The 23,916-nt window shown below is 54.5% G+C and carries 23 protein-coding genes; 13 read left to right on the top strand and 10 right to left on the bottom strand.

Annotation, left to right across the window (positions count from 1 at the left end; genetic code table 11):
- Positions 1–70 precede the first annotated feature (70 nt).
- Both pyk and IAE30_RS19915 read right to left on the bottom strand, forming a co-directional pair.
- Positions 71–1,513 (bottom strand): pyruvate kinase, encoded by a 1,443-nt coding sequence (gene pyk / locus IAE30_RS19920; RefSeq protein WP_038646525.1) that lies wholly within the window; start codon positions 1,511–1,513, stop codon positions 71–73.
- Positions 1,514–1,630: 117 nt separating this feature from the next.
- Positions 1,631–2,476: a MurR/RpiR family transcriptional regulator gene (locus IAE30_RS19915; protein WP_045816103.1), complete on the bottom strand. Its 846-nt coding sequence runs from the start codon at positions 2,474–2,476 to the stop codon at positions 1,631–1,633.
- 373 nt (positions 2,477–2,849) lie between these two features.
- Between IAE30_RS19915 and zwf the strand changes: the two genes are divergently transcribed.
- Positions 2,850–4,325, top strand: coding sequence for a glucose-6-phosphate dehydrogenase (gene zwf / locus IAE30_RS19910; RefSeq protein WP_034828667.1), 1,476 nt, complete (start codon positions 2,850–2,852; stop codon positions 4,323–4,325).
- 185 nt (positions 4,326–4,510) lie between these two features.
- Positions 4,511–5,149, top strand: coding sequence for a bifunctional 4-hydroxy-2-oxoglutarate aldolase/2-dehydro-3-deoxy-phosphogluconate aldolase (locus IAE30_RS19905; protein ID WP_034828669.1), 639 nt, complete (start codon positions 4,511–4,513; stop codon positions 5,147–5,149).
- A gap of 102 nt (positions 5,150–5,251) precedes the next feature.
- On the opposite strand, the gene purT is transcribed toward IAE30_RS19905, so the two are convergent.
- Entirely contained in the window at positions 5,252–6,430 is a 1,179-nt protein-coding gene (gene purT, locus IAE30_RS19900) for a formate-dependent phosphoribosylglycinamide formyltransferase (protein WP_038646529.1), read from the bottom strand.
- 161 nt (positions 6,431–6,591) lie between these two features.
- Here purT and IAE30_RS19895 point away from each other — a divergent pair, with 161 nt between their 5' ends.
- Positions 6,592–7,233 carry a tellurite resistance TerB family protein gene (locus IAE30_RS19895; RefSeq protein WP_200537886.1) on the top strand — a complete coding sequence of 214 codons (642 nt, stop codon included), beginning with the start codon at positions 6,592–6,594 and terminating at the stop codon, positions 7,231–7,233.
- Positions 7,234–7,351: 118 nt separating this feature from the next.
- Entirely contained in the window at positions 7,352–9,415 is a 2,064-nt protein-coding gene (locus IAE30_RS19890; RefSeq protein ID WP_200680800.1) for a prolyl oligopeptidase family serine peptidase, read from the top strand.
- Here the strand turns inward: IAE30_RS19890 and exoX are convergent.
- Both exoX and IAE30_RS19880 read right to left on the bottom strand, forming a co-directional pair.
- Positions 9,409–10,077, bottom strand: coding sequence for an exodeoxyribonuclease X (gene exoX, locus IAE30_RS19885; RefSeq protein WP_038646533.1), 669 nt, complete (start codon positions 10,075–10,077; stop codon positions 9,409–9,411). The two genes, IAE30_RS19890 and exoX, sit on opposite strands and share 7 nt — an antisense overlap.
- Before the next feature lie 7 nt (positions 10,078–10,084).
- Positions 10,085–10,315 carry a DNA polymerase III subunit theta gene (locus IAE30_RS19880; protein ID WP_034828680.1) on the bottom strand — a complete coding sequence of 77 codons (231 nt, stop codon included), beginning with the start codon at positions 10,313–10,315 and terminating at the stop codon, positions 10,085–10,087.
- 153 nt (positions 10,316–10,468) lie between these two features.
- On the opposite strand from IAE30_RS19880, the gene copC reads away from it, so the two are divergent.
- From copC to IAE30_RS19855, 5 genes are all read left to right on the top strand, one after another.
- A complete protein-coding gene (copC, locus tag IAE30_RS19875; RefSeq protein ID WP_038646537.1) occupies positions 10,469–10,846 on the top strand; it encodes a copper homeostasis periplasmic binding protein CopC in 378 nt (125 codons plus the stop codon).
- A 3-nt stretch (positions 10,847–10,849) separates the two neighbouring features.
- The gene (gene copD, locus IAE30_RS19870; protein WP_200680799.1) at positions 10,850–11,731 is read left to right on the top strand and encodes a copper homeostasis membrane protein CopD; all 882 of its coding nucleotides are present in this window, start codon (positions 10,850–10,852) and stop codon (positions 11,729–11,731) included.
- 28 nt (positions 11,732–11,759) lie between these two features.
- Positions 11,760–12,107 (top strand): YebY family protein, encoded by a 348-nt coding sequence (locus IAE30_RS19865; RefSeq protein ID WP_200680893.1) that lies wholly within the window; start codon positions 11,760–11,762, stop codon positions 12,105–12,107.
- Positions 12,108–12,574: 467 nt separating this feature from the next.
- A complete protein-coding gene (locus IAE30_RS19860; RefSeq protein WP_200680798.1) occupies positions 12,575–12,901 on the top strand; it encodes a hypothetical protein in 327 nt (108 codons plus the stop codon).
- 108 nt (positions 12,902–13,009) lie between these two features.
- Complete coding sequence (locus IAE30_RS19855) at positions 13,010–13,177, top strand: hypothetical protein (protein ID WP_167540447.1); 168 nt, start codon at positions 13,010–13,012, stop codon at positions 13,175–13,177.
- Positions 13,178–13,219: 42 nt separating this feature from the next.
- On the opposite strand, the gene IAE30_RS19850 is transcribed toward IAE30_RS19855, so the two are convergent.
- Positions 13,220–13,498 carry a hypothetical protein gene (locus IAE30_RS19850; protein WP_200680797.1) on the bottom strand — a complete coding sequence of 93 codons (279 nt, stop codon included), beginning with the start codon at positions 13,496–13,498 and terminating at the stop codon, positions 13,220–13,222.
- 62 nt (positions 13,499–13,560) lie between these two features.
- On the bottom strand, positions 13,561–13,821 hold the full coding sequence (locus IAE30_RS19845; RefSeq protein ID WP_052696604.1) for a DUF3761 domain-containing protein: 261 nt from the start codon (positions 13,819–13,821) through the stop codon (positions 13,561–13,563).
- Positions 13,822–14,288: 467 nt separating this feature from the next.
- On the opposite strand from IAE30_RS19845, the gene IAE30_RS19840 reads away from it, so the two are divergent.
- Positions 14,289–14,936, top strand: coding sequence for a metallophosphoesterase (locus IAE30_RS19840; RefSeq protein WP_034828689.1), 648 nt, complete (start codon positions 14,289–14,291; stop codon positions 14,934–14,936).
- Between the two features lie 2 nt (positions 14,937–14,938).
- Here IAE30_RS19840 and rsmF read toward each other — a convergent pair whose 3' ends face one another.
- From rsmF to yebS, 3 genes are all read right to left on the bottom strand, one after another.
- Positions 14,939–16,363 (bottom strand): 16S rRNA (cytosine(1407)-C(5))-methyltransferase RsmF, encoded by a 1,425-nt coding sequence (gene rsmF / locus IAE30_RS19835; RefSeq protein ID WP_200680796.1) that lies wholly within the window; start codon positions 16,361–16,363, stop codon positions 14,939–14,941.
- Positions 16,364–16,438: 75 nt separating this feature from the next.
- A complete protein-coding gene (locus IAE30_RS19830; RefSeq protein ID WP_200680795.1) occupies positions 16,439–19,072 on the bottom strand; it encodes a PqiB family protein in 2,634 nt (877 codons plus the stop codon).
- Entirely contained in the window at positions 19,041–20,285 is a 1,245-nt protein-coding gene (gene yebS, locus IAE30_RS19825) for a membrane integrity lipid transport subunit YebS (RefSeq protein ID WP_200537864.1), read from the bottom strand. Before yebS ends, IAE30_RS19830 begins: the two co-directional genes overlap by 32 nt.
- A gap of 217 nt (positions 20,286–20,502) precedes the next feature.
- On the opposite strand from yebS, the gene IAE30_RS19820 reads away from it, so the two are divergent.
- The 3 genes from IAE30_RS19820 to prc all read left to right on the top strand — a co-directional run bounded on the left by IAE30_RS19820 (position 20,503) and on the right by prc (position 23,839).
- Positions 20,503–21,003, top strand: a complete 501-nt coding sequence (locus tag IAE30_RS19820; RefSeq protein WP_038646557.1) for a GAF domain-containing protein — start codon at positions 20,503–20,505, stop codon at positions 21,001–21,003.
- Between the two features lie 96 nt (positions 21,004–21,099).
- Positions 21,100–21,780, top strand: coding sequence for an RNA chaperone ProQ (proQ, locus tag IAE30_RS19815; protein ID WP_200680794.1), 681 nt, complete (start codon positions 21,100–21,102; stop codon positions 21,778–21,780).
- Between the two features lie 19 nt (positions 21,781–21,799).
- Positions 21,800–23,839 carry a carboxy terminal-processing peptidase gene (gene prc, locus IAE30_RS19810; RefSeq protein ID WP_038646561.1) on the top strand — a complete coding sequence of 680 codons (2,040 nt, stop codon included), beginning with the start codon at positions 21,800–21,802 and terminating at the stop codon, positions 23,837–23,839.
- Positions 23,840–23,916 lie beyond the last annotated feature (77 nt).

Here is a 23,916-nt window from a genome sequence, read left to right as displayed (position 1 = left end):
ATAAAAACGCGACTGCCAGGCAGTCGCGTTTATCCATGTTGTTACAGCCGCTGTTGGTGGAGCGTGCGCGTTAATCTACGCGCAGAACACGGCTGGTGTTGGTGGTGCCGGTGGTCGCCATCACGTCGCCCTGGGTGACAATCACCAGGTCGCCCGAGACGAGGAAACCTTTGTCGCGCAGCAGGTTTACTGCATCATGCGCGGCGGCTACACCATCATTGTTGCTGTCGAAATAAACTGGCGTCACGCCGCGATACAGCGCAGTCAGGTTCAATGTACGTTCGTGACGTGACATGGCGAAGATCGGCAGGCCAGAAGTGATACGTGAGGTCATCAGCGCGGTACGGCCCGATTCGGTCATGGTGATGATGGCAGAAACACCCTGCAGGTGGTTGGCTGCATACATTGCGGACATCGCAATCGCTTCTTCCACGTTGTCGAACTGCACTTCAAGACGGTGCTTAGACACGTTGACGCTTGGGATTTTTTCCGCACCGAGGCATACTTTCGCCATCGCAGACACGGTTTCCGCTGGATACTGGCCAGCAGCCGTTTCAGCTGACAACATCACCGCATCGGTACCATCCAGCACGGCGTTCGCCACGTCCATCACTTCAGCGCGGGTTGGCATCGGGTTGGTGATCATCGACTCCATCATCTGCGTGGCGGTGATGATGGTGCGGTTCAGCTGACGCGCACGACGAATCAGCGCCTTCTGGATACCCACCAGTTCTGGATCACCAATCTCAACGCCGAGGTCGCCACGCGCCACCATCACTACGTCAGAGGCGAGGATGATATCATCCATCGCTTCCTGTGACGCAACGGCTTCAGCACGTTCGACTTTGGCCACCAGTTTGGCATCACAACCTGCATCGCGCGCCAGGCGGCGAGCGTAGTTCATGTCTTCCCCATTACGTGGGAAGGACACGGCAAGATAATCCACGCCGATTTTCGCGGCGGTGATGATATCGACTTTATCTTTCTCCGTCAGCGCTTCTGCAGACAGACCGCCACCGAGTTTATTGATGCCTTTATTGTTGGAAAGCGGGCCGCCGACAGTGACTTCGGTGAAGACTTTCACACCCTGAACTTCCAGCACCTTCAACTGCACGCGACCATCATCCAGCAGCAGGATGTCGCCAGGCACCACGTCTTCTGGCAGGCCTTTGTAGTCGATACCGACTTTCTCTTTATCGCCTTCGCCTTTGCCCATATCCGCATCCAGCAGGAAGCGATCGCCGACATTCAGGAAGACTTTGCCTTCTTTGAAGGTGGAAACACGAATTTTTGGACCTTGCAGGTCGCCCAGAATCGCCACGTGACGGCCAAGCTTAGCGGCAATCTCACGCACCTTGTTGGCGCGCATCTGGTGGTCTTCCGGGGTGCCGTGGGAGAAATTGAGTCGCACCACGTTCGCGCCCGCCGCGATGATTTTTTCGAGGTTATTGTCGCGATCGGTGGCTGGGCCGAGGGTAGTTACGATCTTGGTTCTTCTGAGACGTCTTGACATGAAGGACTCCGTTGACAAAGGTTCGTGTCACTCTCAAGGGGACACGGTGTAATCGCATATTCTATATGATCGATGGGCTGTGATTCGACTCACATTGTGAATGTGATGTTAATTATTTTACTGCACACGCTTTTCCAGGCGCGAATCTTTGAGCGCTTCTTTCACCCGTTTCAGATTTTCGCGGAAAGCCGCGCCACGCTCAAGGGTAAAACCTGTCGCCAAAACATCAACCACGGTTAATTGCGCAAGGCGGGAAACCATCGGCAGGTAGATATCCGTATCTTCAGGTACATCGAGCGTCAGTGCGAGGGTTGCTTCTGCCGCAAGGGGTGAACCCGGAGAGGTGATAGCCAGTACTGTGGAAGCGTTTACACGCGCCAGGCGAGCCAGTTCTATCATATTTTTGGTTCGACCAGTATGTGATATGAGAACAAAAACGTCATTTGGCCCACTATTTATGCAACTCATGCGCTGGATCACAATATCCTCTGACCAGATGACCGGCAGATTAAAGCGCAGGAATTTATTGGTCGCGTCGTGCGCCACAACCGCTGAGGCACCAAGACCAAAGAAGGCGATTTTTCGGGCCTGAGTCAGAGCCAAAACGGCTTGATCAATGACCTGTAGATCCAACTGTTGGCGCACATGGCTTAAACCGGCGAGGGCGGAATCAAAAATCTTATGGCTGTAACTTTCGACGCTGTCATTTTCTTCCACATCGCGACTGACCCAGTTCGGTCCTTTCGCCAGACTCTGCGCCAGCCGTAACTTGAAGTCGGGGAAGCCGCGCGTGCCCATACGATGACAAAAGCGATTAACGGTCGGTTCGCTGACATCGGCGGCACGGGCCAGGGTGGCGATGCTGGAGTGCATCGCCTGCTGCGGAGCGGCAAGAATCTGTTCTGCCACTTTCCGTTCTGATTTGCTCAGCGCGTGAAGTTGCGCCTGAATATGTTCCAGCATGTCGTTAACCCGATGCGTCTCAATCACTTTCGTCGCGTTCATCGCATGATAAAACGCTGCCAATTCACAACAATATACCGTGTAATACACCCTCGCACGCAGCAGCGGACAAATGTAAGCGGCTTTTTTTTGTCATACTTTGATCGTTGCCGGGTTTTATCCCGACAAACATCGAAACAGAAAAAGCGGCAAAAGCGCACTCCACAACACACCTTTGTTCGCCATCATGTTCAAAGTAATGGCTAATGCCACACCGCGTCTGGGTTGTTCCGATGCGGGGAAAAAAGTACATTGTGCTGTAAGAAAATTACAATAAGGACCTGGGATGATGAGGACGCTCAAACCGGGTATATCCTGCAACGAGGAGAGGAAAATGGCGGTAACACAAACAGCCCAGGCATGCGATCTGGTTATTTTCGGTGCCAAAGGCGATCTTGCTCGCCGGAAACTGTTGCCTTCACTGTATCAGCTGGAGAAAGCCGGTCAGATTCACGACACCACACGCATCATCGGCGTGGGGCGCGCGGAGTGGGACAAAGACGCGTACACCAAAGTGGTCCGTGAAGCGCTGGAAACCTTCATGAAGGAGAAAATCGATGAAGCGCTGTGGGATAAACTCAGCAGCCGTCTCGATTTCTGCAACCTCGACGTTAACGACACCTCGCATTTCACCAAACTGGGCAAGATGCTTGACCAGAAAGATCGTGTCACCATCAACTACTTCGCCATGCCGCCGAGCACCTTTGGTGCCATTTGCGACGGTCTGGGCGCCGCCAAGCTGAATGCTAAACCGGCGCGCGTGGTGATGGAGAAGCCGCTCGGCACCTCGCTCGAGACCTCGCAAGAGATCAATGACAGCGTTGGCAAGTACTTCGAAGAGAGCCAGGTGTTCCGTATTGACCACTATCTGGGTAAAGAGACGGTACTGAACCTGCTGGCACTGCGTTTCGCCAACTCCATCTTCGTCAATAACTGGGATAACCGCACCATCGATCACGTGCAGATTACCGTGGCGGAAGAGGTGGGTATCGAAGGCCGTTGGGGTTACTTCGATAAAGCTGGCCAGATGCGCGACATGATCCAGAACCACCTGTTGCAGATTCTCACCATGATCGCCATGTCACCGCCATCCGATCTCAGTGCGGATGCCATCCGTGATGAGAAAGTGAAGGTACTGCGTTCGCTGCGTCGTATCGACCAAACCAACGTGCGTGAAAAAACCGTGCGTGGCCAGTACACCGCCGGCTTCGTGCAGGGCAAAAAAGTGCCAGGCTACCTGGAAGAAGAGGGCGCGAACAAGCAGAGCGCCACCGAGAGCTTCGTGGCGATCCGTGTTGATATCGACAACTGGCGCTGGGCGGGCGTGCCGTTCTACCTGCGTACCGGTAAGCGCTTGCCGACCAAATGCTCTGAGGTTGTGGTGTACTTCAAGAACCCAGAGATGAACCTGTTCAAAGACTCCTACGCTGAACTGCCGCAGAACAAGCTGACTATTCGTCTGCAGCCGGATGAAGGTGTGGATATCGAGATCCTGAACAAAGTGCCGGGTCTGGATCACAAGCACAAACTGCAGACCACCAAGCTGGATCTGAGCTACTCCGAGACCTTCAACCAGTCGCATCTGGCGGATGCCTATGAGCGTCTGCTGCTGGAAACCATGCGCGGTATTCAGGCGCTGTTTGTACGCCGCGACGAAGTGGAAGCGGCGTGGGGCTGGGTAGATTCCATCATTGATGCCTGGAACGCCGATGCCGAAGCGCCTAAGCCATACCAGGCCGGCACCTGGGGCCCGGTGGCTTCCGTCGCGATGATTACGCGTGATGGCCGTTCGTGGAATGAGTTTGAATAAGCCTTAAAATCCAAGCCCGCCATTGAGCGGGCTTTTTTGTGCCCAAAATTCATTTCTCTTAAAACTGAACCAGAGTTTCAAAAAATTTTGATATCCGATAGACGCCGCTCCAGCCAATCTTGTATGGTAGAGCCCAAACATTGACAGCCGGATGTGAGTCGGGCTGATGCCACTAAGGAAACCTGATGAAGAACTGGAAAACCACTGCTGAACAGATCATGACGACGGGCCCGGTTGTGCCGGTGATCGTGGTGAATAAACTGGAACACGCCGTGCCGATGGCCAAAGCGCTGGTGGCTGGTGGTGTGCGCGTACTGGAAGTGACGCTGCGTACGCCGGTCGCGATGGACGCGCTGCGTGCGATGATCAAAGAAGTGCCAGAAGCGATTGTCGGCGCGGGCACAGTGATCAACACCCAGCAGCTGAAAGAGGTGACTGACGCCGGTGCGCAGTTCGTGATCAGCCCAGGTTTGACCGAGCCGTTGCTGAAAGCCGCAGTTGAAGGTCCGGTGCCACTGATTCCGGGCATCAGCACCGTTTCTGAACTGATGTTGGGTATGGATTATGGCCTGCGCGAGTTTAAGTTCTTCCCGGCTGAGGCGAATGGGGGTGTTAAAGCGCTGTCAGCGATTGGCGGTCCGTTCCCGCAGGTGCGTTTCTGCCCAACCGGCGGTATTTCACCCGCCAACTATCGTGACTACCTGGCGCTGAAAAGCGTGCTCTGTATTGGTGGTTCGTGGTTGGTGCCGAATGATGCGCTGGAAAGCGGCGATTGGGATCGCATTACGCGTCTGGCTCGCGAAGCCGTTGAAGGCGCGAAATAACGCATTTGCAGATTTAATCGAGCGCGCATCATTGGAACTGAAAGGGCGGCCTGGTGGCCGCCCTTTTACGCTGTCTCAATAGACGAATAGCCGCCGAGGGGATTAGCCCTCAACTTTCACGGCTGCGGCGCTTGCTACGGCACGTGCAATCGCCTCGTCGGTATTGTCACCGGTTGCCAGTGCTACGCCGAGGCGACGCTGACCGGCAATTTCCGGCTTGCCGAACAGGCGCAGTTGCAGACCGGCACCCAATGCCGCTTCGATGTTCACAAACTGCACATTGTTGCTGTCCAGCTGTGGCAGAATCACCGCCGAAGCCGCCGGGCCATACTGGCGAATGCCACCGATTGGCAAGCCGAGGAACGCACGCACATGCAGTGCAAACTCGGACAGATCCTGAGAAATCAGCGTCACCATGCCGGTATCGTGTGGGCGTGGCGAGACTTCGCTAAACACCACCTCATCACCGCAGACAAACAGCTCAACGCCAAACAGACCGTATCCACCTAATGCTTTCACCACGTTGGCTGCGATATCCTGAGCGCGTTGCAGCGCCAGGTCGGTCATCTGCTGTGGCTGCCAGGATTCACGGTAATCGCCATCTTCCTGACGATGGCCAATCGGCGCGCAGAAATGGATGCCATCTACTGCGCTGATGGTCAGCAGGGTGATTTCGAAATCAAATTTCACCACGCCTTCAACGATCACGCGACCGGCACCGGCACGACCACCTTGCTGTGCGTAATCCCAGGCTTTATCCAACTGGCTCGCTTCGCGGATGAAGCTCTGACCTTTGCCCGATGAACTCATCACCGGTTTAACGATGCACGGGAAGCCAATTTCATTGGCGGCCGCTACGAAATTCTCTTTGCTGTCAGCGAACTGATAGGTTGAAGTCGGTAACGACAACTCTTCTGCCGCCAGACGGCGAATACCTTCGCGGTTCATGGTCAGGCGCGCAGCACGCGCGGTAGGCACCACTTTCTGGCCTTGTGCTTCCAGTTCCAGCAGTTTTTCAGTGGCAATAGCTTCAATTTCTGGCACCACAAAGTGCGGTTTTTCCTGCGCGATTAACGCAGCCAGCGCATCACCGTCCAGCATATTGATCACATGGCTACGGTGCGCAACGTGCATTGCAGGTGCATCGGCATAACGATCCACGGCAATCACTTCCACACCCAGACGCTGACACTCCAGCGCCACTTCTTTGCCCAATTCGCCTGAACCTAACAGCATCACACGCGTTGCGGCAGGGCGCAGCGCGGTTCCGAGAGTCGTCATAATTTCACCTTAGCAGTCAAAATGCGCGCGCAGTATATACGAAAACGTTTGCGTACTCACGCATTCGCCTTCATCAGGTTTGCCATACTTTTCCCGCTCTGACGTTACCTGACACAAGCTGCGGCAGCATGGAACGCGGAAACTTAAACGGGAGTTAAACGATGAGCAATTGGTTGCAGCAAATCCAGTCGGTGCTGGCGAAGAAGGGCGGCGACGGCAAAGCCGGTGGTTTGAGCGATATGCTGGCACCCGGCGCGCTGGGTGGGTTAGCGGGATTGCTGGTGGCAAGCAAGTCTACACGAAGCCTGTTGACCAAATATGGCGGCAAAGCCTTGCTGGTCGGCGGCGGTGCGGCAGCGGGTGCCGTGCTGTGGAATAAATACAAACAGCGTGTGCGTGAATCGCATCAGGATGAGCCGGGATTTGGTCAGTTGCAGACGCCCGTTGATCAGCGCGCTGAACGTTTGGTGACGGCGTTAGTGTTCGCCGCCAAAAGCGATGGTCATATTGACGATCGCGAACGCGCCGCCATTGAGCAGAATATCCATCAGGCGGGTTATGGTTCACAGGCGGAAACGCTGATACAGCAAGCGATGAATCGTCCGCTCGATCCACAGTGGCTGGCAGCAGATGTGAAAAATGAAGAGGAAGCGCTAGAACTCTATTTCCTGAGTTGCGCCGCTATCGATGTGGATCACTTTATGGAGCGCAGCTATCTCTCTGCACTGGGCGATGCCCTGAAGATCCCGCAGGATGTGCGCGACGGTATTCAGCGCGATATTCAGGCGGAGAAAGCCGCATAATTGAACGGAGGGCCTGGTCATGGGGCCCTTCACTGTACTTCCTGTGCGCTGCTGCTTGGCTTCCCGCGTGATAAGTGCCACGCTTGCTGAATGTTGTCTTTCAGGGAAAGGAGCCAGAATGAACCAGCCGCAAGCGAAGAAAATCCCCCACGTCATGAACCTGCACGGTGAATCGCGTACCGATAACTATTATTGGCTGCGCGATGACGAGCGTGAAAGCCCAGAGGTTCTGGAACATCTGCACGCCGAGAATGCTTACGGTAAAGCGATGATGGCGTCACAGGACCCACTGCAGGAGCGGGTGCTAAAAGAGATTGTCGACCGCATCCCGCCGCAGGACCACTCCGTCCCCTACGTAAAAAACGGCTATCGCTATCAAAGCCGCTATGAGGTGGGCAACGAATATCCGCTCTATTTTCGTCAGTCGGTGAACGCAGCAGCGGATGAACCCTGGCAACTGCTGATCGACGGTAACCAGCGTGCCTCCCACAGCGATTTCTACACCATGGGCGCACTGGCCATTTCTCCTGATAACCAGGTGATGGCGCTGGCGGAAGATTTTCTGTCGCGTCGTCAGTATGGCATCCGTTTCCGTAACCTCGAGAGTGGTAGCTGGTATCCGGAAGTGCTGAGCAATGCTTCTTCCAGCGTGGCGTGGGCCAATGATTCGCGCACGCTGTACTACGTGCGCAAGCACCCGAAAACGCTACTCGCGTACCAGGTGTGGCGCCATGAGTTGGGCCATCCGCAATCGGACGATCAGCTGGTGTATGAAGAGCAGGATGAGAGCTTCCACCTCAGCGTGCATAAAACCACCTCCGAGCACTTCATCCTGATTGCGATGTACAGCACCACCACCAGCGAGATCCAGCTGATTGATGCTGAGTATCCGGATGCGCAGCCGCAGGTGTTCTGCCCGCGTCGCCGCGATCATGAATACAGCATCGATCACTACAATCATCAGTTCTACATCCGCTCGAATCGCGACGGCAAAAACTTTGGCCTGTACCGCAGCGCGTGGCTGGCCGAGAACCGCTGGCAGGCGTTGATTCCGGCACGCGATAACGTGGTGCTGGAGGATTTCCAGCTGTTCCGGCATTGGCTGGTGGTGGAAGAGCGCCAGCGCGGCGTCAACACGCTACGCCAAATCAACTGGGAAAGCGGAGAAAGCATCGGGATCGCCTTTGACGATCCGGCTTATGTCACCTGGCTGGCCTACAATCCTACCCCGGAAAGTGACACGCTGCGTTATGGCTACTCATCCATGACCACGCCGACCACGCTGTTTGAACTCAATATGGAGACGGGCGATCGCCGTGTGTTGAAACAGACGCCAGTGCCGGGCTTCCACTCAGAGGACTACAAAAGCGAACATCACTGGATCACGGTGCGTGATGGCACCGAAGTGCCGGTATCGCTGGTCTATCACCGCAAGCATTTCAAACCGGGCAGTAATCCCCTGCTGGCATACGGCTATGGCGCTTACGGCAGTAGCATGGATGCCAGTTTTGGCACCAGCCGCATCAGCCTGCTGGAGCGCGGCTTTGTCTACGCGATTATCCATGTGCGCGGCGGTGGCGAGTTGGGGCAGCAGTGGTATGACGATGGTCGCCTGAAGAATAAGATGAATAGCTTCACCGACTTCATTGATGTGACGCAGGCGCTGGTGGCGAAAGGCTACGGCAATCCGCAGCAGCTGTATGCGGTGGGCGGCAGTGCGGGCGGCTTATTGATGGGCGGTGTGATTAACCTAGCCCCCGAACTGTTCCACGGTGTCGTGGCACAAGTGCCGTTTGTCGATGTGGTGACGACGATGCTGGACCCATCGATCCCGCTGACCACCGGCGAATATGACGAGTGGGGCAACCCGGAGCAAGAAGAGTTTTATCACATCATTCGTCAGTACAGCCCGTATGACAACATCGAAGCGAAAGCCTACCCGCATCTGTTAGTGACGACAGGATTGCACGATTCCCAGGTGCAGTATTGGGAACCGGCGAAGTGGGTAGCAAAACTGCGTGAGCTGAAAACCAACGATACGTTACTGCTGCTGTGTACCGAGATGGATTCCGGTCACGGCGGTAAATCGGGGCGTTTTAAAGCGTATGAAGGAGTCGCGCAGGAGTTTACTTTCCTGATTGGTCTGGCGCAGGGCAGCTTGCCAGACCGCGTCGATTATTGATCGACCTTCACGTACTTGCGCAGCGCCTGCCGTAACGGTGGGCGCAAATCGCGCACATTTTCCAGCACCCAGCGCAAGTAGCCGGGATCTTTGCGCGCAATGCTACCGATGCTTTGCCCACGATATTTACCAAATGGGAACACATCACCGCTGACTTCTGCGGGCTGACAGCGGCCGACCATATCACTGACGCTCCAGCCGGAGGTCTCCATGATGCGGATCAGCAGCGCAGCGGTGACATAGCAGTCATACAATGCACGGTGCGCATGCAGTTCGGCAGGTGGCGTGACGTCCAGCTTCAGGCTGTGACGCAGTGCCTGATTACCGTATTTAATGCCCGGCCACAGCTGGCGTGCCAGCGTCATGGTGCAAATCCATTCACCGGGCATGATGGGCAGCATGCGACGATCGAAACTGGCATTGTGCGCGACATAATGTGGGCTGCCATGATAGCGACCAATCGCTTCTTCAATGGTCGGCTTATCGGCGACCATCGCTTCCGTAATGCGATGCACCGCCATGGCCTGACGGCTGATAGGGCGGTCCGGGCAAATCAAATCACTCATCGGATTGACGATCTGTCCGTCGATCACATCCACCGACGCGACTTCGACCACGCCGCCTTGCAAGCCACAGGTTTCGGTATCGATAACGCGTAACATAGGTTAATTACTTCTGTTTGGGTTCGTAGGGCAGGCGAGAGAGACTGAGCGATGCCTGGCGATAGCTCATCAAACGCTGGCGGAACCACTCGCGCAGGGCTTCCGGTTGCTCGCGCTCAACCATTTCCGCGATCACGGGCATGTTGTAGCGCTCTTTAAAGGCCACACCTGCGGCGGCCAGATCGACATTCACTTTGTCTTTCTCTTCCTGCGACAACAGGGCAAGGTTTTGGCTCATGCATTTCTCCTGATAAACAGGGGCAAAAGTAATGGTTTCCTCTTTACGGATCAAGGAAATTGGATCGCACCGCAAGTCTCGACACGTCTTTGCCAGCGGCGTATCCTGCTGCCACGTTTGCGGCAGAGCGCCGCATGGCAAAGGGAAGAAGTGATGAAGAAAACTGCGTTAAACCCGATTATGGCGCTGTTGCTGGCGTCATCCACGTTGGTCTTCAGTCAGTTTGCACTGGCACATGCTCACCTGAAAACGCCGGTTCCCGCCGATAAAGCGGTGATCGACAGCTCGCCACAAAATCTTACGCTGACCTTCACTGAAGATGTTGAGCCTGCCTTCAGTGGTGTTGAGGTGCTCAATGCCCAGAATCAGCCAATGGCCGTGGAAAAAGCCAAACTCAACGACAAGCAGCATGATCAGTTGATCGTACCGATCAGCAAACCGCTGCCGTCAGGTCACTATCAGGTGAACTGGCATGTGTTGTCCGTTGATGGTCACAAAACCAAGGGAAGTTACGCGTTCAGCGTGAAGTAATCGATGAGCCTGAGCACGTTGTGGATTGGTCTGCGCGCCCTGCATTTTATTGCGGTGTTATTGCTGGCTGGCAGCGCGTTCTATACGGCTCTGCTGGCGCCACGGCGTTATCGCCCGGTGCTGGCGCAACGTCTGCACTCAATTTTAGTGACGACAGCGCTATTGAGTTTGCTCAGCGCGGTATTCATGCTGGCCACGCAAACCGGTTTGATGAGCGGCGACTGGCGCAATGTGGCTGACGTGGAAACCTGGCAAGCGGTATTAGCCACGCGCTTCGGCGCGGTGTGGCGTTGGGAGCTGGGGTTCGCACTGCTCAGCACGCTGGCTTTGCTGCTGCGTGGCACACTGCGCCAGCAGCTCTTGCTGATCAGTGGTCTGTTGCAGTTGGTGGCGCTGGCAGGCGTCGGGCACGCCGCGATGCGCGATGGTTTACCAGGCTTATTGCAGCAGAGCAATCACGCGCTGCATTTGATTGCTGCTGCGTTCTGGACCGGCGGCTTACTGCCTCTGTTATTGCTGATGCGTGAAGCCCGTCAGATTACGTATCGCACCGATGCGATTCGCTGCATGATGCGCTTTTCGCGTTATGGGCATCTGGCTGTCGCACTGGCATTGCTCACCGGGATGATCAACAGCCTGATGATTGGCGGCACGCCGCTCAATTGGGGTGCCACGCTGTGGGGTGCGATGCTGGTGGTTAAAGTGATGCTGGTGATGATGATGGTGGGCATTGCGCTGATCAATCGCTATATTCTGGTGCCACGTTTTCGCGTCGCGGGCAGCCACGCGCCGCAGCAGTTTATTCGCCTGACGCAGCTTGAGCTGCTGCTGGCCATTGTTGTTGTCGGATTGGTTAGCGTGTTTGCCACGCTGTCACCGGCCTGAATTGTAATAAATGAAAAATGAGGTCGATATTTTGCTGAAGAAATTGATTCCAGCCTGCATTCTGATGGCGCTGTGCAGCCAGGCGATGGCCGCACAGATTATTACCGTCAGCCGCTTTGAGATTGGCAAGGACAAATGGCCCTTCACCCGCGAAGAGGTGATGCTGACCTGTGAGAAAGATGGCGCGCTGTTTGCCATCAATCCGAGCACCTTGCTGCAATATCCGCTGAATGATAAAGCACAGGCACGCGCTGATGCAGGCAAGGGCACACTGCAATCCATCGATACCATCGTGGCGGAAGACAAAGCGCATCCTGGCCAGAAAATGAGCCTGCAACCGATCGTTGAACGTGCGCAACATCTGTGCGGTAAGTAATCCCTGCAAAATTCGGGCGTAGCGCACAGTTTTGCCGCTACGCTTGCTTTTCCGATGTGCCAGCACGATCACAGAGTTGGCAGCTTCCTTACCGCATCGTGACGGTTGGCTGGAAAATAACCACCCTTGAACTACCTTTAAATGGCAAGGCGAACTCGCCTTCAAAAATGCCAACTTTTAGCGCACGGCTCTCAAAGAGCCATTTCCCTGGACCCGATACAGGAATCGTATTGGGTCTTTTTTTGTTTTATTGATTTTTATGATTAAAATTGAATTTTACCCAGATTTCCCGAAATTCGTCCGAAATCCTTATATCCGAATCAAATTCCTAACCCGCAATCCTTACCCAATCTTTGCACAAAATACCCGCAATTCCCCCAGCTAATCCGCCAATCGCGCCACGCATCACGTGCTACATTTCCTCTCAGCCACACGCCAACCCTGCCAGCCAAAACGAGAATCATGCGATGTTAAAACCTGCTGTTCTGATCACCATCCTACTGCTGCTCAGTGGCTGCGCGCTGAAGCAATACCCGCAATCACCCAAAGTCAGTGATGAAGAAGCGCAAACCTACAACTGCACGGCACTGGATCAGGAGATCGCGAAATCCCACAGTGTCCAGCAGCAAATCGACAAAACCGGCGAGTTTGATGCGCTCACGGTGATTGGTTTTATCGGCGATTTTGGTATTGGCAACGGTATCGCTAAGGCCAGCGCTAACAAGCATGCGACCGCGCGTTTGAATCAGCTGGAACAATTAAAAACGGTGCGTTGCGGGCATGCAGCGACGTAATAGATCCATGCCAGCACGAAAGATGCGGACATTTAACAGCAGCCAGATAGCGTGAAAAATGGTATAAGAGTGCGCACTGTTTGTATTGCCGATTAATAAGGATCCTTCATGGCAAATGCACAATATCTTCTCTGGGTAATGATTGGTACCTTAACGCTGCTGAGTCTCTTTATTGGTGTTGTCGTCGGGCGGACGAAAACCCCGCGTGTAGGCTTTGCGACCTTCGCCGGATTGTGGGTATTCTTCTTGCTGGCGATATTCTTCCTCTCGCGCTAAAGAACACCGTTTGCCACACGGCTTGTGTGGCAAATCAGTTGGTTAAGCAGTGTGGTGTAAAGCGGCACGATGTTGAGCAATTAGCGTGTCAGCCAGGTGACGATCTTCTTCATGTTGCGACACGTAATATTCATAAGGGTCGCGCACGCCAAGGCTATCAATATAATCGAGGTGAGCTTGTTTAACTTCCCGATTAATATATTGCACCACCTCTAATCCCAATTCATCCGCATAGACTGGCGCTTTGCTTTTAATGTCGCGAATCAAGTCCGCGTTATTTTGCATGAAAAGCTCCAGATCGATTTTGTAATAGTCTTTCATTGCTCACTCCTTAAGAAAATACTGTCCTTTAAGTCTGGCACACGCTGTTAATTACGTGTGGCTTAAGATGCCAGCCACGCCGCAACGCCGCCGTGACGCGAGCAGGTGCCGCGATGATGGGTGCTAAAACTGTATGAACCATCGCGGCAACGGGCCGTTGCGCCTTCGGGTACGTCATTATTTTGCGTATGCGCGGGGCGATGGATCGACTGTCCTTCGCTGTTGATATAACTGCCTTGCTCGATCAGTTCAACGTGCCTTTTGGCGTGTGTGGGCATGCTGACCAGCAACAGCATCAGTGTGATTGCAGAAAGCCTCTTCATGATCTCTTTGCGGTGGAAAGGGGGGATAGGACGTTATCGGCAGCAAGGATAAAAGCTTAAATCACCATCACTAATGTAAGCGAAGCGTAAAATACATTGATGAGAATGATAGTTAATATCATTTAACTTGTTCGGCATTGTCTGGATTGATAGAGTAGCCGCCGTCCCGCACAGAGCTAACGCCTTTAATGAGCGCCGGAGATAAGCGCCGGACGGGACTTTCATCAGGGCTGCAGGACGCGGCCGCTGTTGAAACTTCTGAGATGACAAAATCCTTCAGCCCACAAACAGCAGATGCACCAATCGCGCCAGCGATTCCAGCAGCAACAGGCTGCCGAGAAATATAAACACCAGTACACCGATAAATTGTTTACGGCTGCTCACGCTGCTCCCTCCCCTGGCTTCATCTCACCGGACTATACTTTATGCCGGGTTCACTAAACTTCCAGTCAACCGGGGAAGATTACATGTTTTACCAGACGGTGAGTGCCAAAACGTGGCGTAACATTTGGGTGGTGGGTGATTTGCATGGTTGCCGCGCTCAGCTGGATTCGCAACTGATTCTGCATGACTTCGATAAAGAGCGAGACCTGCTGCTGTCAGTGGGAGATTTAATCGATCGCGGGCCCGACAGCCCCGGCTGCTTGCAACTGTTGCAGGAGCCATGGTTTCGCTGCGTACGTGGCAATCACGAACAGATGGCGTTGTCGGCACTGGAAGGCCAGGACCCGATGCTGTGGATGATGAACGGCGGTGACTGGTTCTGGCAATTAAAAGGGGCGGATTTAATTGCGGCGCGTCATGCGCTTAAACGCTGTGCCGATCTCCCGCTGATTTTGCATCTGGAGTTAGCCGATCGCGTGGTGGTGATCGCCCATGCCGACTATCCAGCCAGCCATTATGAGTTGGGTCAGGACGTGGACTGGCATCAGGTGGTGTGGAGCCGCGATCGTCTCGGCCGCCATCATCGTGGCGCTTCCGCCAGTATTGACGGTGCGAGCGATTTCTATTTTGGCCACACGCCGCTGGAACAGCCGCTCAATGTGGCGAACCAGCATTACATCGACACCGGAGCAGTATTCGGTAATCGCTTAACGCTAGTTCAGCTGCAGTAGAATTAACGGAACAAACGCCCGTCGCGCACCAGTTCGCGTGGATAGCTATTTTTGATCCGGTTGCTGACTTTCTTGGCTAATCCCAATGGCTGCTGCTGATAGGTGACGATCATTTCATCGCGCGTTGGAGCCGTTTCAGGTCGAATATCCTGACCGCGATACCAGCTTTCTGCTTCGGCTTCCGTCAATTCGAAATCCAGTGCGCTGCCCGGTTGCGTAAGGGCAACTATGGCTTCATGCTGCCAGCGAAAGCCTTTCGGGAAGGTTTCTGCCAGCTTCAATCCAATGCGTGAGAAGCGTACTCTGCCGAGCCAGCTTTCCAGCGCGGCCGGGAACAGCCACAGCTCTTTATCACGCTGCCACAGCGAGTGATGATCATCCCACTCAATCCCCACCTTAGCTGCCGCTTGTTGCACTTCGGCGATCAACTTGCGGCTGGCAGGCGAGAAGGGCAGTTTCCCCACTTTATAAGTCGGTGCTGGTAGCGCCGGGATGCTGGCCGTTTTGCGCAGACGCGCAACAAAGAAGCCTTCGCTGTCAAAAATCTGTGGGAAGACGTGCAGGAATCCCTCTGGCGTCAGTGCACGCTCGGCACCGTCAAACAGCTCGCCCAGAGGCACGATTTCAACCGCATCGGGATAGCGCTGCTGCAACCAGGCGATGACCTGTTGGTTCTCAATCTGGTTCAGCGTGCAGGTGGAGTAGATCAACGTGCCGCCAGGTTGTAATGCATGGAATGCACTGTCGATCAGGTCACGCTGGGTTGCGGCAATCTCTTCAGTACTGGCCAGCGTCCAATTACGCAGGGCGTCGGCATCTTTGCGCACTACGCCTTCGCCGGAGCAGGGTGCATCCAGCAGGATGGCATCAAACTGTTCAGGGAGGGCGGCGCCAAACACGCGGCCATCAAAGTGCGTTAATGCCACGTTACTAACGCCACAGCGGCTGATATTGGCATGCAGCACTTTTACACGACTGGCTGAATATTCATTGGCAAGGATCGCGCCTTCGTTGCGCATCAACGCTGCCATTTGCGTGGTTTTGGAACCGGGTGCCGCAGCGACATCCATCACCTTACGTGCTTCCGGCGCGGCATCAAATAACGCGGTCACCGGCAGCATTGAACTGGCTTCCTGAATGTAGAACAAACCACTCAGGTGCTCAGCCACACTGCCCAGCGGCAATGTCTCATCTTCCCGCTCGATCCAGAATCCTTCGGCGCACCAGGGAACCGGCGTTAAGCGCCAGCCATAGTGCGCGGTGCGTGCTAAAAACGCCTCCACGCTAATTTTCAACGTATTGACGCGCAGGCTGCGGCGCAGCGGCTGTTGGCTAATCGCCAGGAAACGCTGCAGTTCATTTTCGTCAGCCAGGCTGGTGCGCATCAGCGCAAGGAAATCTTCAGGAAAGCGATCGGACACGGACATTTACCGGGGTATCAAATTTAGCGCGAAGTGTAACACGTGCAAATAAAACGGGCAGCCCGCAGGCTGCCCGATTGCTTAATTGGGATCCGGAATCGCCGTTCCCCAACTGCGCCACTCTTTCGGCGCTTCATCCTGCAGCAGGAAGTGTTTATCAGCACCGGCCTGTGGCGCCAGCGGCACCGTCGGCGGTGTGGCGAATTGAATGCCGCCACGAATGAACTGCTGGAAGGTGCCGGTTTTCACTACGCCACCAATCAGACCGAAGTCGAGGTTATAGCCAGACGCCAGCCAGAACACGGAGTTATTACGCACCAGATGCTGATACTTCTTGCTGATGCGCAGCGCGATCTGTACGCGATCCGCCATGTTGCCCAGCGAGGTACCGGTTACCGTACCCACTTCTACCCCACGGAACAGCACCGGGGTGCCCAACGACAGCGAACCGGCTTCGGTAGCATCAACATAAATGTTGAGTCCGTTGAGGTAACGCGAATCGGTAATGGTACTCTCCTGCAACTCAAAGGTACGTGCCTGAGCCCCTTTGCCGGGATCGACATTGAGGTAAGGCTGCAGCAAGGTCTCCAGATGATTAACACCCGCTGGCGAAATTTCCGGTGAGACCACCGAGAAGCGACTGCCGATACGCGCAAAGTCCTGCACATACTCGGGATAAAGCACCGCTTTCGCCACCACCTGATTGTTGTCTTTACTCAATGCCAGTGATTCGACCTGGCCGACATTAATGCCGAGGTAGCGAATCGGCATGCCCGCGGCCAGCTTGCTGGCATCAAAGGTATGCAAGGTGATCTGGCTGCCGACTGCACGCGCAGCCGTTTCAGAGGCATATAGTACGCGTTTCATGCCTTTCGCTGCTTGCGCGCCAGTGAGGTTATCGAAGCTGATCGCGCCTTTCAGCGCACGGTTAAGCGGCGAAGCCTGCACGGTTAAACCGCTGCCGTTGAGTTGTACTTTCGCGCCACCTTCGGCCCAGAATACGCTCTCGCTGGTCAGCAGCTTGCGGTATTGCGGCTCAATGTGGATGGAGATCTCAAAGGCATCGGCGCGTGGCACGACGTCCACCACTTCACCCACCTGGAATTTACGATAAAGCACCACTGAACCGGCCTGCACATCTGGCAAGCTGTTGGCGGTCAGTTTCAGTGTGGTTGGCGGCTGGTCACCAATAATCCCTTCCTGCGCACGCTCAGCATCGGCATATAAAGGATAACGGGCGGAAGGATCGCCTTTCGCCCCCGGCACCAGACGTATGCCGCCGTCTACCCATTCACGGGCACTGGCACCCAGCACCTGCATTCCGTCGAGACCAAACTTCACGTCGAGACGGCTATTCACGATGAATTTGCTATCCGCGTGCACCAGATGGCGATATTCCGGATTGATGGCTACCGCAAAGCTAATGCCATTCTCATCCAGTTGGCGCGAAATGACCTGCCCAATCTTCATGCCGTACAGCATCACCGGCTGACCGCCATCAATACCATAGGTTTCCGGCGCGCTGAGTTTTACCGTCAGGACATCCGGTTTTTGCAGCAGGGTTTCGCTGGCAGGCAGCACGGTAAAGTGATCCTGCGCGGGACCTTCACCCGGTACCAGTTCGAAGGTGTTACCGGTCAGCAAGCTGCTGAGATTGGTATCGGTCAGGCTCAGCTTTGGCGCACGCATTTCAATGCGGGTACCGCTGCGCATCAGGCTGGTTACCGAAGGATCCACGGTGAGTTCGCCGGTGACTTTGCCGCCCGGCAACAGATTGAGTTTGGTCAAGGTGCCGACTTCCAGACCCTGATACATCAGTGGCGTGCTATTCGCTTTGAGGTTATCGCCGCTCGGTAAATCCAGACTGATCTGCACACCACGCTGGCTGCGTGCCAGATCAGGGTAGAGCTGATAGTTTTCGTCGCTGTTGGCCTGCTGGCCTTCTTCTGGAGAATCAAAGGCAATTGCGCCATTCACCAGCGCGGCCAGGCTCTCCAGCTTCACTTTGGCACCGCTCAGACTGAAGTCAGCGTCTACTCCGGACACGTTCCAGAAACGGCTCTGCTTTTTCACCAGATTGACGAAACGACGCTCAATCAGAACGTCGACCGTGACGCCATCAGTATTACCGTTGATGCTGTAGTCATAGACGCGTCCCACCGGGATTTTGCGGTAGTAGACCAGCGAACCGGTGTTCAGCGAGCCCAAATCGGGAGAGTGCAGATGGATCAGCAACTCGCCGGTGTTGACGCGATACTTGGGTTGCGTGTCCAGCGCGGTAAAGTGCTCACGCGGATTGCCGCCGCCAGGCATCATGCCAATATAGTTACCGCCCACCAGCGCATCCAATCCTGAAACACCCGCCAGCGAGGCTTTCGGCGTCACCAGCCAGAACTGTGTATTGTCCTTCAGCGCATCGCGCATATCGCTCTTGATACTGGCCTTGATCTGGATGCTGTGATAATCATCGCTCAGCACAATACCTTGCACGGTACCAACTTCCACGCCCTGATAGCGAATCGGCGTACGGCCCGGCACGATGCCATCCGCAGTCTGGAAGTTGATGGTGATAGTGGTACCGCGTTCCTGATAGTTGGTCCATAGCAGCCAGCCAGCAATCAGCAGGGCAATAATGGGCAATAACCAGAACGGCGAAACCTTGCGTTTGTTACGCAGGTTGGCGCTAGTCGGTGTAGTCGGCGTTTCCTGTTGCATGTGCATCCCAGATCAGGCGGCTATCAAGCCACTCTACAGCCATAATGGTCAGGATGACTGCCGCACCGAAATAGAAAGCGGCAGGTCCCATGGTAAAAGCCAGCAGTTGATCGCGATTCACCAATGACATGGTGACCGCAATCACGAACAGATCCAGCATTGACCAGCGTCCCACCCAGGTGATGGCACGCAGCAGTCGAATACGGGTTTTTAAGCCCTGTTCACACTTAAAATGGATGCTGACCAGCAACGTCAGCATCACTAACACTTTGGTAAACGGCACCAGAATACTGGCGATAAACACCACCGCCGCTACCGGGATGTTACCGGAAGCCAGGCCCAGAATACCGGAGAAGATCGTATCTTCACGGCGCGCGCCATTGACGTAAACCACTGAAATCGGCAGCAGGTTAGCGGGGATCAACAGCACAATCGAAGCGATCAGCGCGGCCCAGGATTTCTGCAAACTGTGGCGACGACGGAAGTCCAGCGGGGTGTGACAACGTGTACAACGTCCGCGATCGTCCGGCACACCGGTTTGATGGCAGTTCAGACACACCTGCCACTGTTCAGGAGGGGACGTCGGCAAAGCCTGCGGATAATAGTGTTCCCACAGCTCTTCCACGTTTAGGTGAATCAGTGTCAGCAGGCTCAGCACCGTCAGCGCGATGTAGGCCACCAGACCGTAGCCCACTTCCAGCGCGGCATAATCCTGCACCTTAATAGAAGCGACCGCCACACCGACCAGATAGATATCCAGCATCACCCACTCTTTGAGCTTCTCCAGCATCAGCAACACCGGACGCAGGTTCATCCCGATGGCGTTGCCAATCCATAAATAGCAGATGCCAGCGACTAAGGTTACCGGTGCACCAATGGTACAAAACGCCACCATTGAGGCCGTCAGCACGTTGCCCTGCTGCGCCATCTGGATGACGCCTTCTACCAGGCTGGCGTTGATGCGCATGCCAAGCAGGCGAATATCCACCAAAGGTAGGCTGAAGGCGAAGGGCATCAACACGATCATGGTCACGGCCATCACAGTGAGTCGCGTCATTGACCAATCGCGGCCGCTTTGAATTTTTGCATGACAGCGCGGGCAATGCGCCGACTGATGCGATTTCACATCCGGTAAGGAAAAAAGGGTATCGCATTGCGGACAACGCTGATAACGTGCGTGGGGCAACGTCTGGCTGATAGCGTGAATTTTCATAGGTGACGCAAGTGGCCCATCGTTCGTTACGTTTACCGGCATGCTGTTCAGAGCATTCTGACTGCAATAGGGAGTGGTACAAGAATAGTCTTAACCACCGACTGCTAAGGGTATAGTAACTAACACAATGATTCACCTGATGGGGCTGGATTATTAGTGCTTATTTTAACAACTGAGTGACAACAAGCTCACGACAGTGACGAGTTATGGTTAAACAATGAACAAAAAAGCCTTTTACGAGGATTTAAATCGCGATGTCCGTGCACTGTTAGCGGGCGAAACCTCTTTCCTGGCAGCACTGGGTAATTGCAGTGCGCTGTTGTTTGAACGCCTGGAAGGCGTGAACTGGGCAGGATTCTACTTGCTCACCGAGCCGAATACGCTGGTGCTGGGCCCGTTCCAGGGCAAAATTGCCTGCGTACGCATTCCGGTGGGCAAAGGGGTTTGTGGCACAGCGATTGCAGAGGATAAAGTACAGCTCGTTGAGGATGTGCACGCGTTCCCTGGTCATATCGCGTGTGATGCGGCCAGCAATGCTGAAATCGTGATTCCTCTGAAAGTGAATGGCACCGTTGTCGGTGTGCTAGACATTGATAGTACGGTTTATTCTCGCTTTGATAGTGAGGATGAAGCGGGGCTGGTGGCCCTTACCGACGGGCTTTGTGAAGTGCTGGCGGGCAGTGACATCGAAAAATTTATTCAACTGTCACGCAGCTAATCGACTGGATCACATAGCATTTGGCGATGTTGTCATTATAATGTCGCCTGTTCATGCCTGCTCTGGTCGGCAAACCCGTAGTAATCAGGAAATTTCATGGAAAATCAACCTAAGTTGAATAGCAGTAAAGAAGTGATCGCCTTTTTGGCGGAACGTTTTCCGCAATGTTTTAGCGCCGAAGGTGAAGCGCGTCCGCTTAAAATCGGTATCTTCCAGGATCTGGTTGAGCGCGTTCAGGGTGAAAACAGCCTGAGCAAGACGCAACTGCGTTCAGCCTTGCGCCTTTATACCTCAAGCTGGCGTTACCTGTACGGCATTAAAGCGGGTGCAATCCGTGTTGATCTCGATGGCAACGCCTGTGGCGTGCTGGACGAACAACACGTTGAACATGCGCGCAAGCAGCTGGAAGAAGCCAAAGCGCGCGTTCAGGCGCAGCGCGATCAGCAAAAAGCGAAGAAACGCGAAGCCGGTGAAGAGACCGCTGAACGTCGTCCTCGTAAACCTGCTCCTCGCAAAGCGGCTGAAGGCGACGCACCACGCAAGCCTCGTCCACAGGCACCGCGTGCCGCATCAGCAGAACGTACTGCTGCACCGCGCCCACCGCGAGCTAAACCTGTCACTGACACCTCAACTTTGCAACCCGGCCAGAACATCAAAGTTAAAGCAGGCAAAAGTGCAATGGACGCCACCATTCTTGAAATCACCAAGGATGGCGTTCGGGTGCAGCTCGCTTCCGGCATGGCTATGATTGTGCGCGCAGAACACTTGCAGTTCTGAAACGGAGGCTGACCTCGGCATGAACAACATTTTAAAGATCGGTATGATCGCGGGCCTGCTGTTAGCAGGCCCCACCTTTGGCGCAGATAACATTACCCGCGCCGACCAGATTCCACAGTTACATGAAGACCCGCAGCATCCTACCGTCAGTGAACGCGTCACTTCGCGTTTCACCCGTTCTCACTATCGCCAGTTCGATCTGAATCAGGATTTCTCTGCGAAAATTTTTGATCGCTACCTGAATCTGCTCGACTACAACCATAACGTGTTGTTGGCTTCAGACATCGCGCAATACGCCGATAAGAAAACCACGTTGGGTGATGAACTGCGCAGCGGTAAGCTGGATGTGTTCTACGATCTCTACAATCTGGCGCAGAAACGCCGCTTCGAGCGCTATCAATATGCGCTGAGCGTGCTGAATCGCCCGATGAATTTCACCGGCAATGACACCATCGACATTGACCGTGCAAAATCACCCTGGCCGAAAAACAGCGATGAGCTGAACGCGCTGTGGGATGCCAAAGTCAAATATGACGAGCTGAGCCTGAAACTGGCCGGCAAAGATGACAAAGATATTCGTGAAACGCTGACTAAGCGTTACAACTTTGCCATTCGTCGCCTGGCGCAGAGCAATAGTGAAGATGTGTTCCAGCTGGCGATGACCGCCTTTGCGCACGAAATCGACCCGCACACCAACTATCTTTCACCGCGTAACACCGAACAGTTCAACACCGAGATGAGCCTGTCGCTGGAAGGTATCGGTGCCGTGCTGCAGATGGACGATGATTACACGGTCATCAACTCCATGGTGGCCGGTGGACCGGCCGCGAAGAGCAAATCCATCAGCGTGGGCGACCGTATTGTCGGTGTTGCCCAGCCAGGCAAGCCAATGGAAGATGTGATTGGCTGGCGTCTGGATGATGTTGTCTCCAAAATCAAAGGACCGAAAGGCAGTAAAGTACGCCTGGAAATCCTGCCTGCTGGCAAAGGCACCAAAACCCGCACCGTGACACTGACGCGTGAAAAGATCCGTCTGGAAGATCGCGCAGTGAAAGGCACCGTACATAACGTCGGTAAAGAGAAAGTTGGCGTACTGGATATTCCAGGCTTCTACGTTGGCCTGACTGACGATGTAAAAGTGCAGCTGCAAAAACTACAGAAGCAGAACGTCGACAGTATTGTGATCGACCTGCGTACCAACGGCGGCGGTGCTCTCACCGAAGCGGTATCACTGTCTGGTCTGTTTATTCCAAGTGGCCCAGTGGTGCAGGTCCGTGACAATAATGGTCGCGTGCGCCAGGACAGTGATAACGACGGTATCGTTTATTACAAAGGTCCGCTGGTGGTGCTGGTCGATCGTTTCAGTGCTTCCGCATCCGAAATCTTTGCCGCTGCGATGCAGGATTACGGCCGTGCGCTGATTGTTGGTGAACCGACCTTTGGTAAAGGTACCGTGCAGCAGTATCGCTCGCTGAACCGCATCTATGATCAGATGCTGCGCCCTGAATGGCCAGCGTTGGGCTCAGTGCAATATACCATCCAGAAGTTCTATCGCATCAACGGTGGCAGTACTCAGCGTAAAGGCGTGACGCCGGATCTGCTGATGCCAACTGGCGTAGAAGCGGCGGAAACCGGTGAGAAATTCGAGGATAATGCGCTGCCATGGGATAGCGTGAATGCCGCGACTTACACCAAAACCGGTGATATCACCGCGCTGGTACCGCAGCTGACCAAAGAGCACGCCGATCGTATCGCTAAAGATCGCGAGTTCCAGTACATCATGAAAGATATTGCGCGCTTTGACGCGATGAAGGACAAACGCAATATCGTGTCGCTCAATCTCGGCCAACGTGAGAAAGAGAACCACGAAGATGATGCACTGCGTCTGGAACGCATTAACGCGCGCTATCAGGCGGAAGGCAAAGCCCCGCTGAAGAGCATTGAAGATTTGCCGAAAGACTACAAAGAGCCAGACCCGTATCTGGACGAAACCGTGAAAATTGCCAATGACATGGCGCAGCTGGAGAAAACCCAGCCTGCTGCTGAAGGCGCGAAGTAAATTTTCGCTGAATAAAAGCACCGCTCCGGCGTAATGCCGATCAGTTAAGACAAAAATGATCGGTTGAACGATCCGGC

The sequence above is a fragment of the Pantoea sp. S61 genome, assembly GCF_016625145.1.
GTDB lineage: Bacteria > Pseudomonadota > Gammaproteobacteria > Enterobacterales > Enterobacteriaceae > Pantoea > Pantoea rwandensis_B.
The sequence above is the reverse complement of the archived record's forward strand: the minus strand, read 5'-3'. Positions and strand labels throughout refer to the sequence as shown.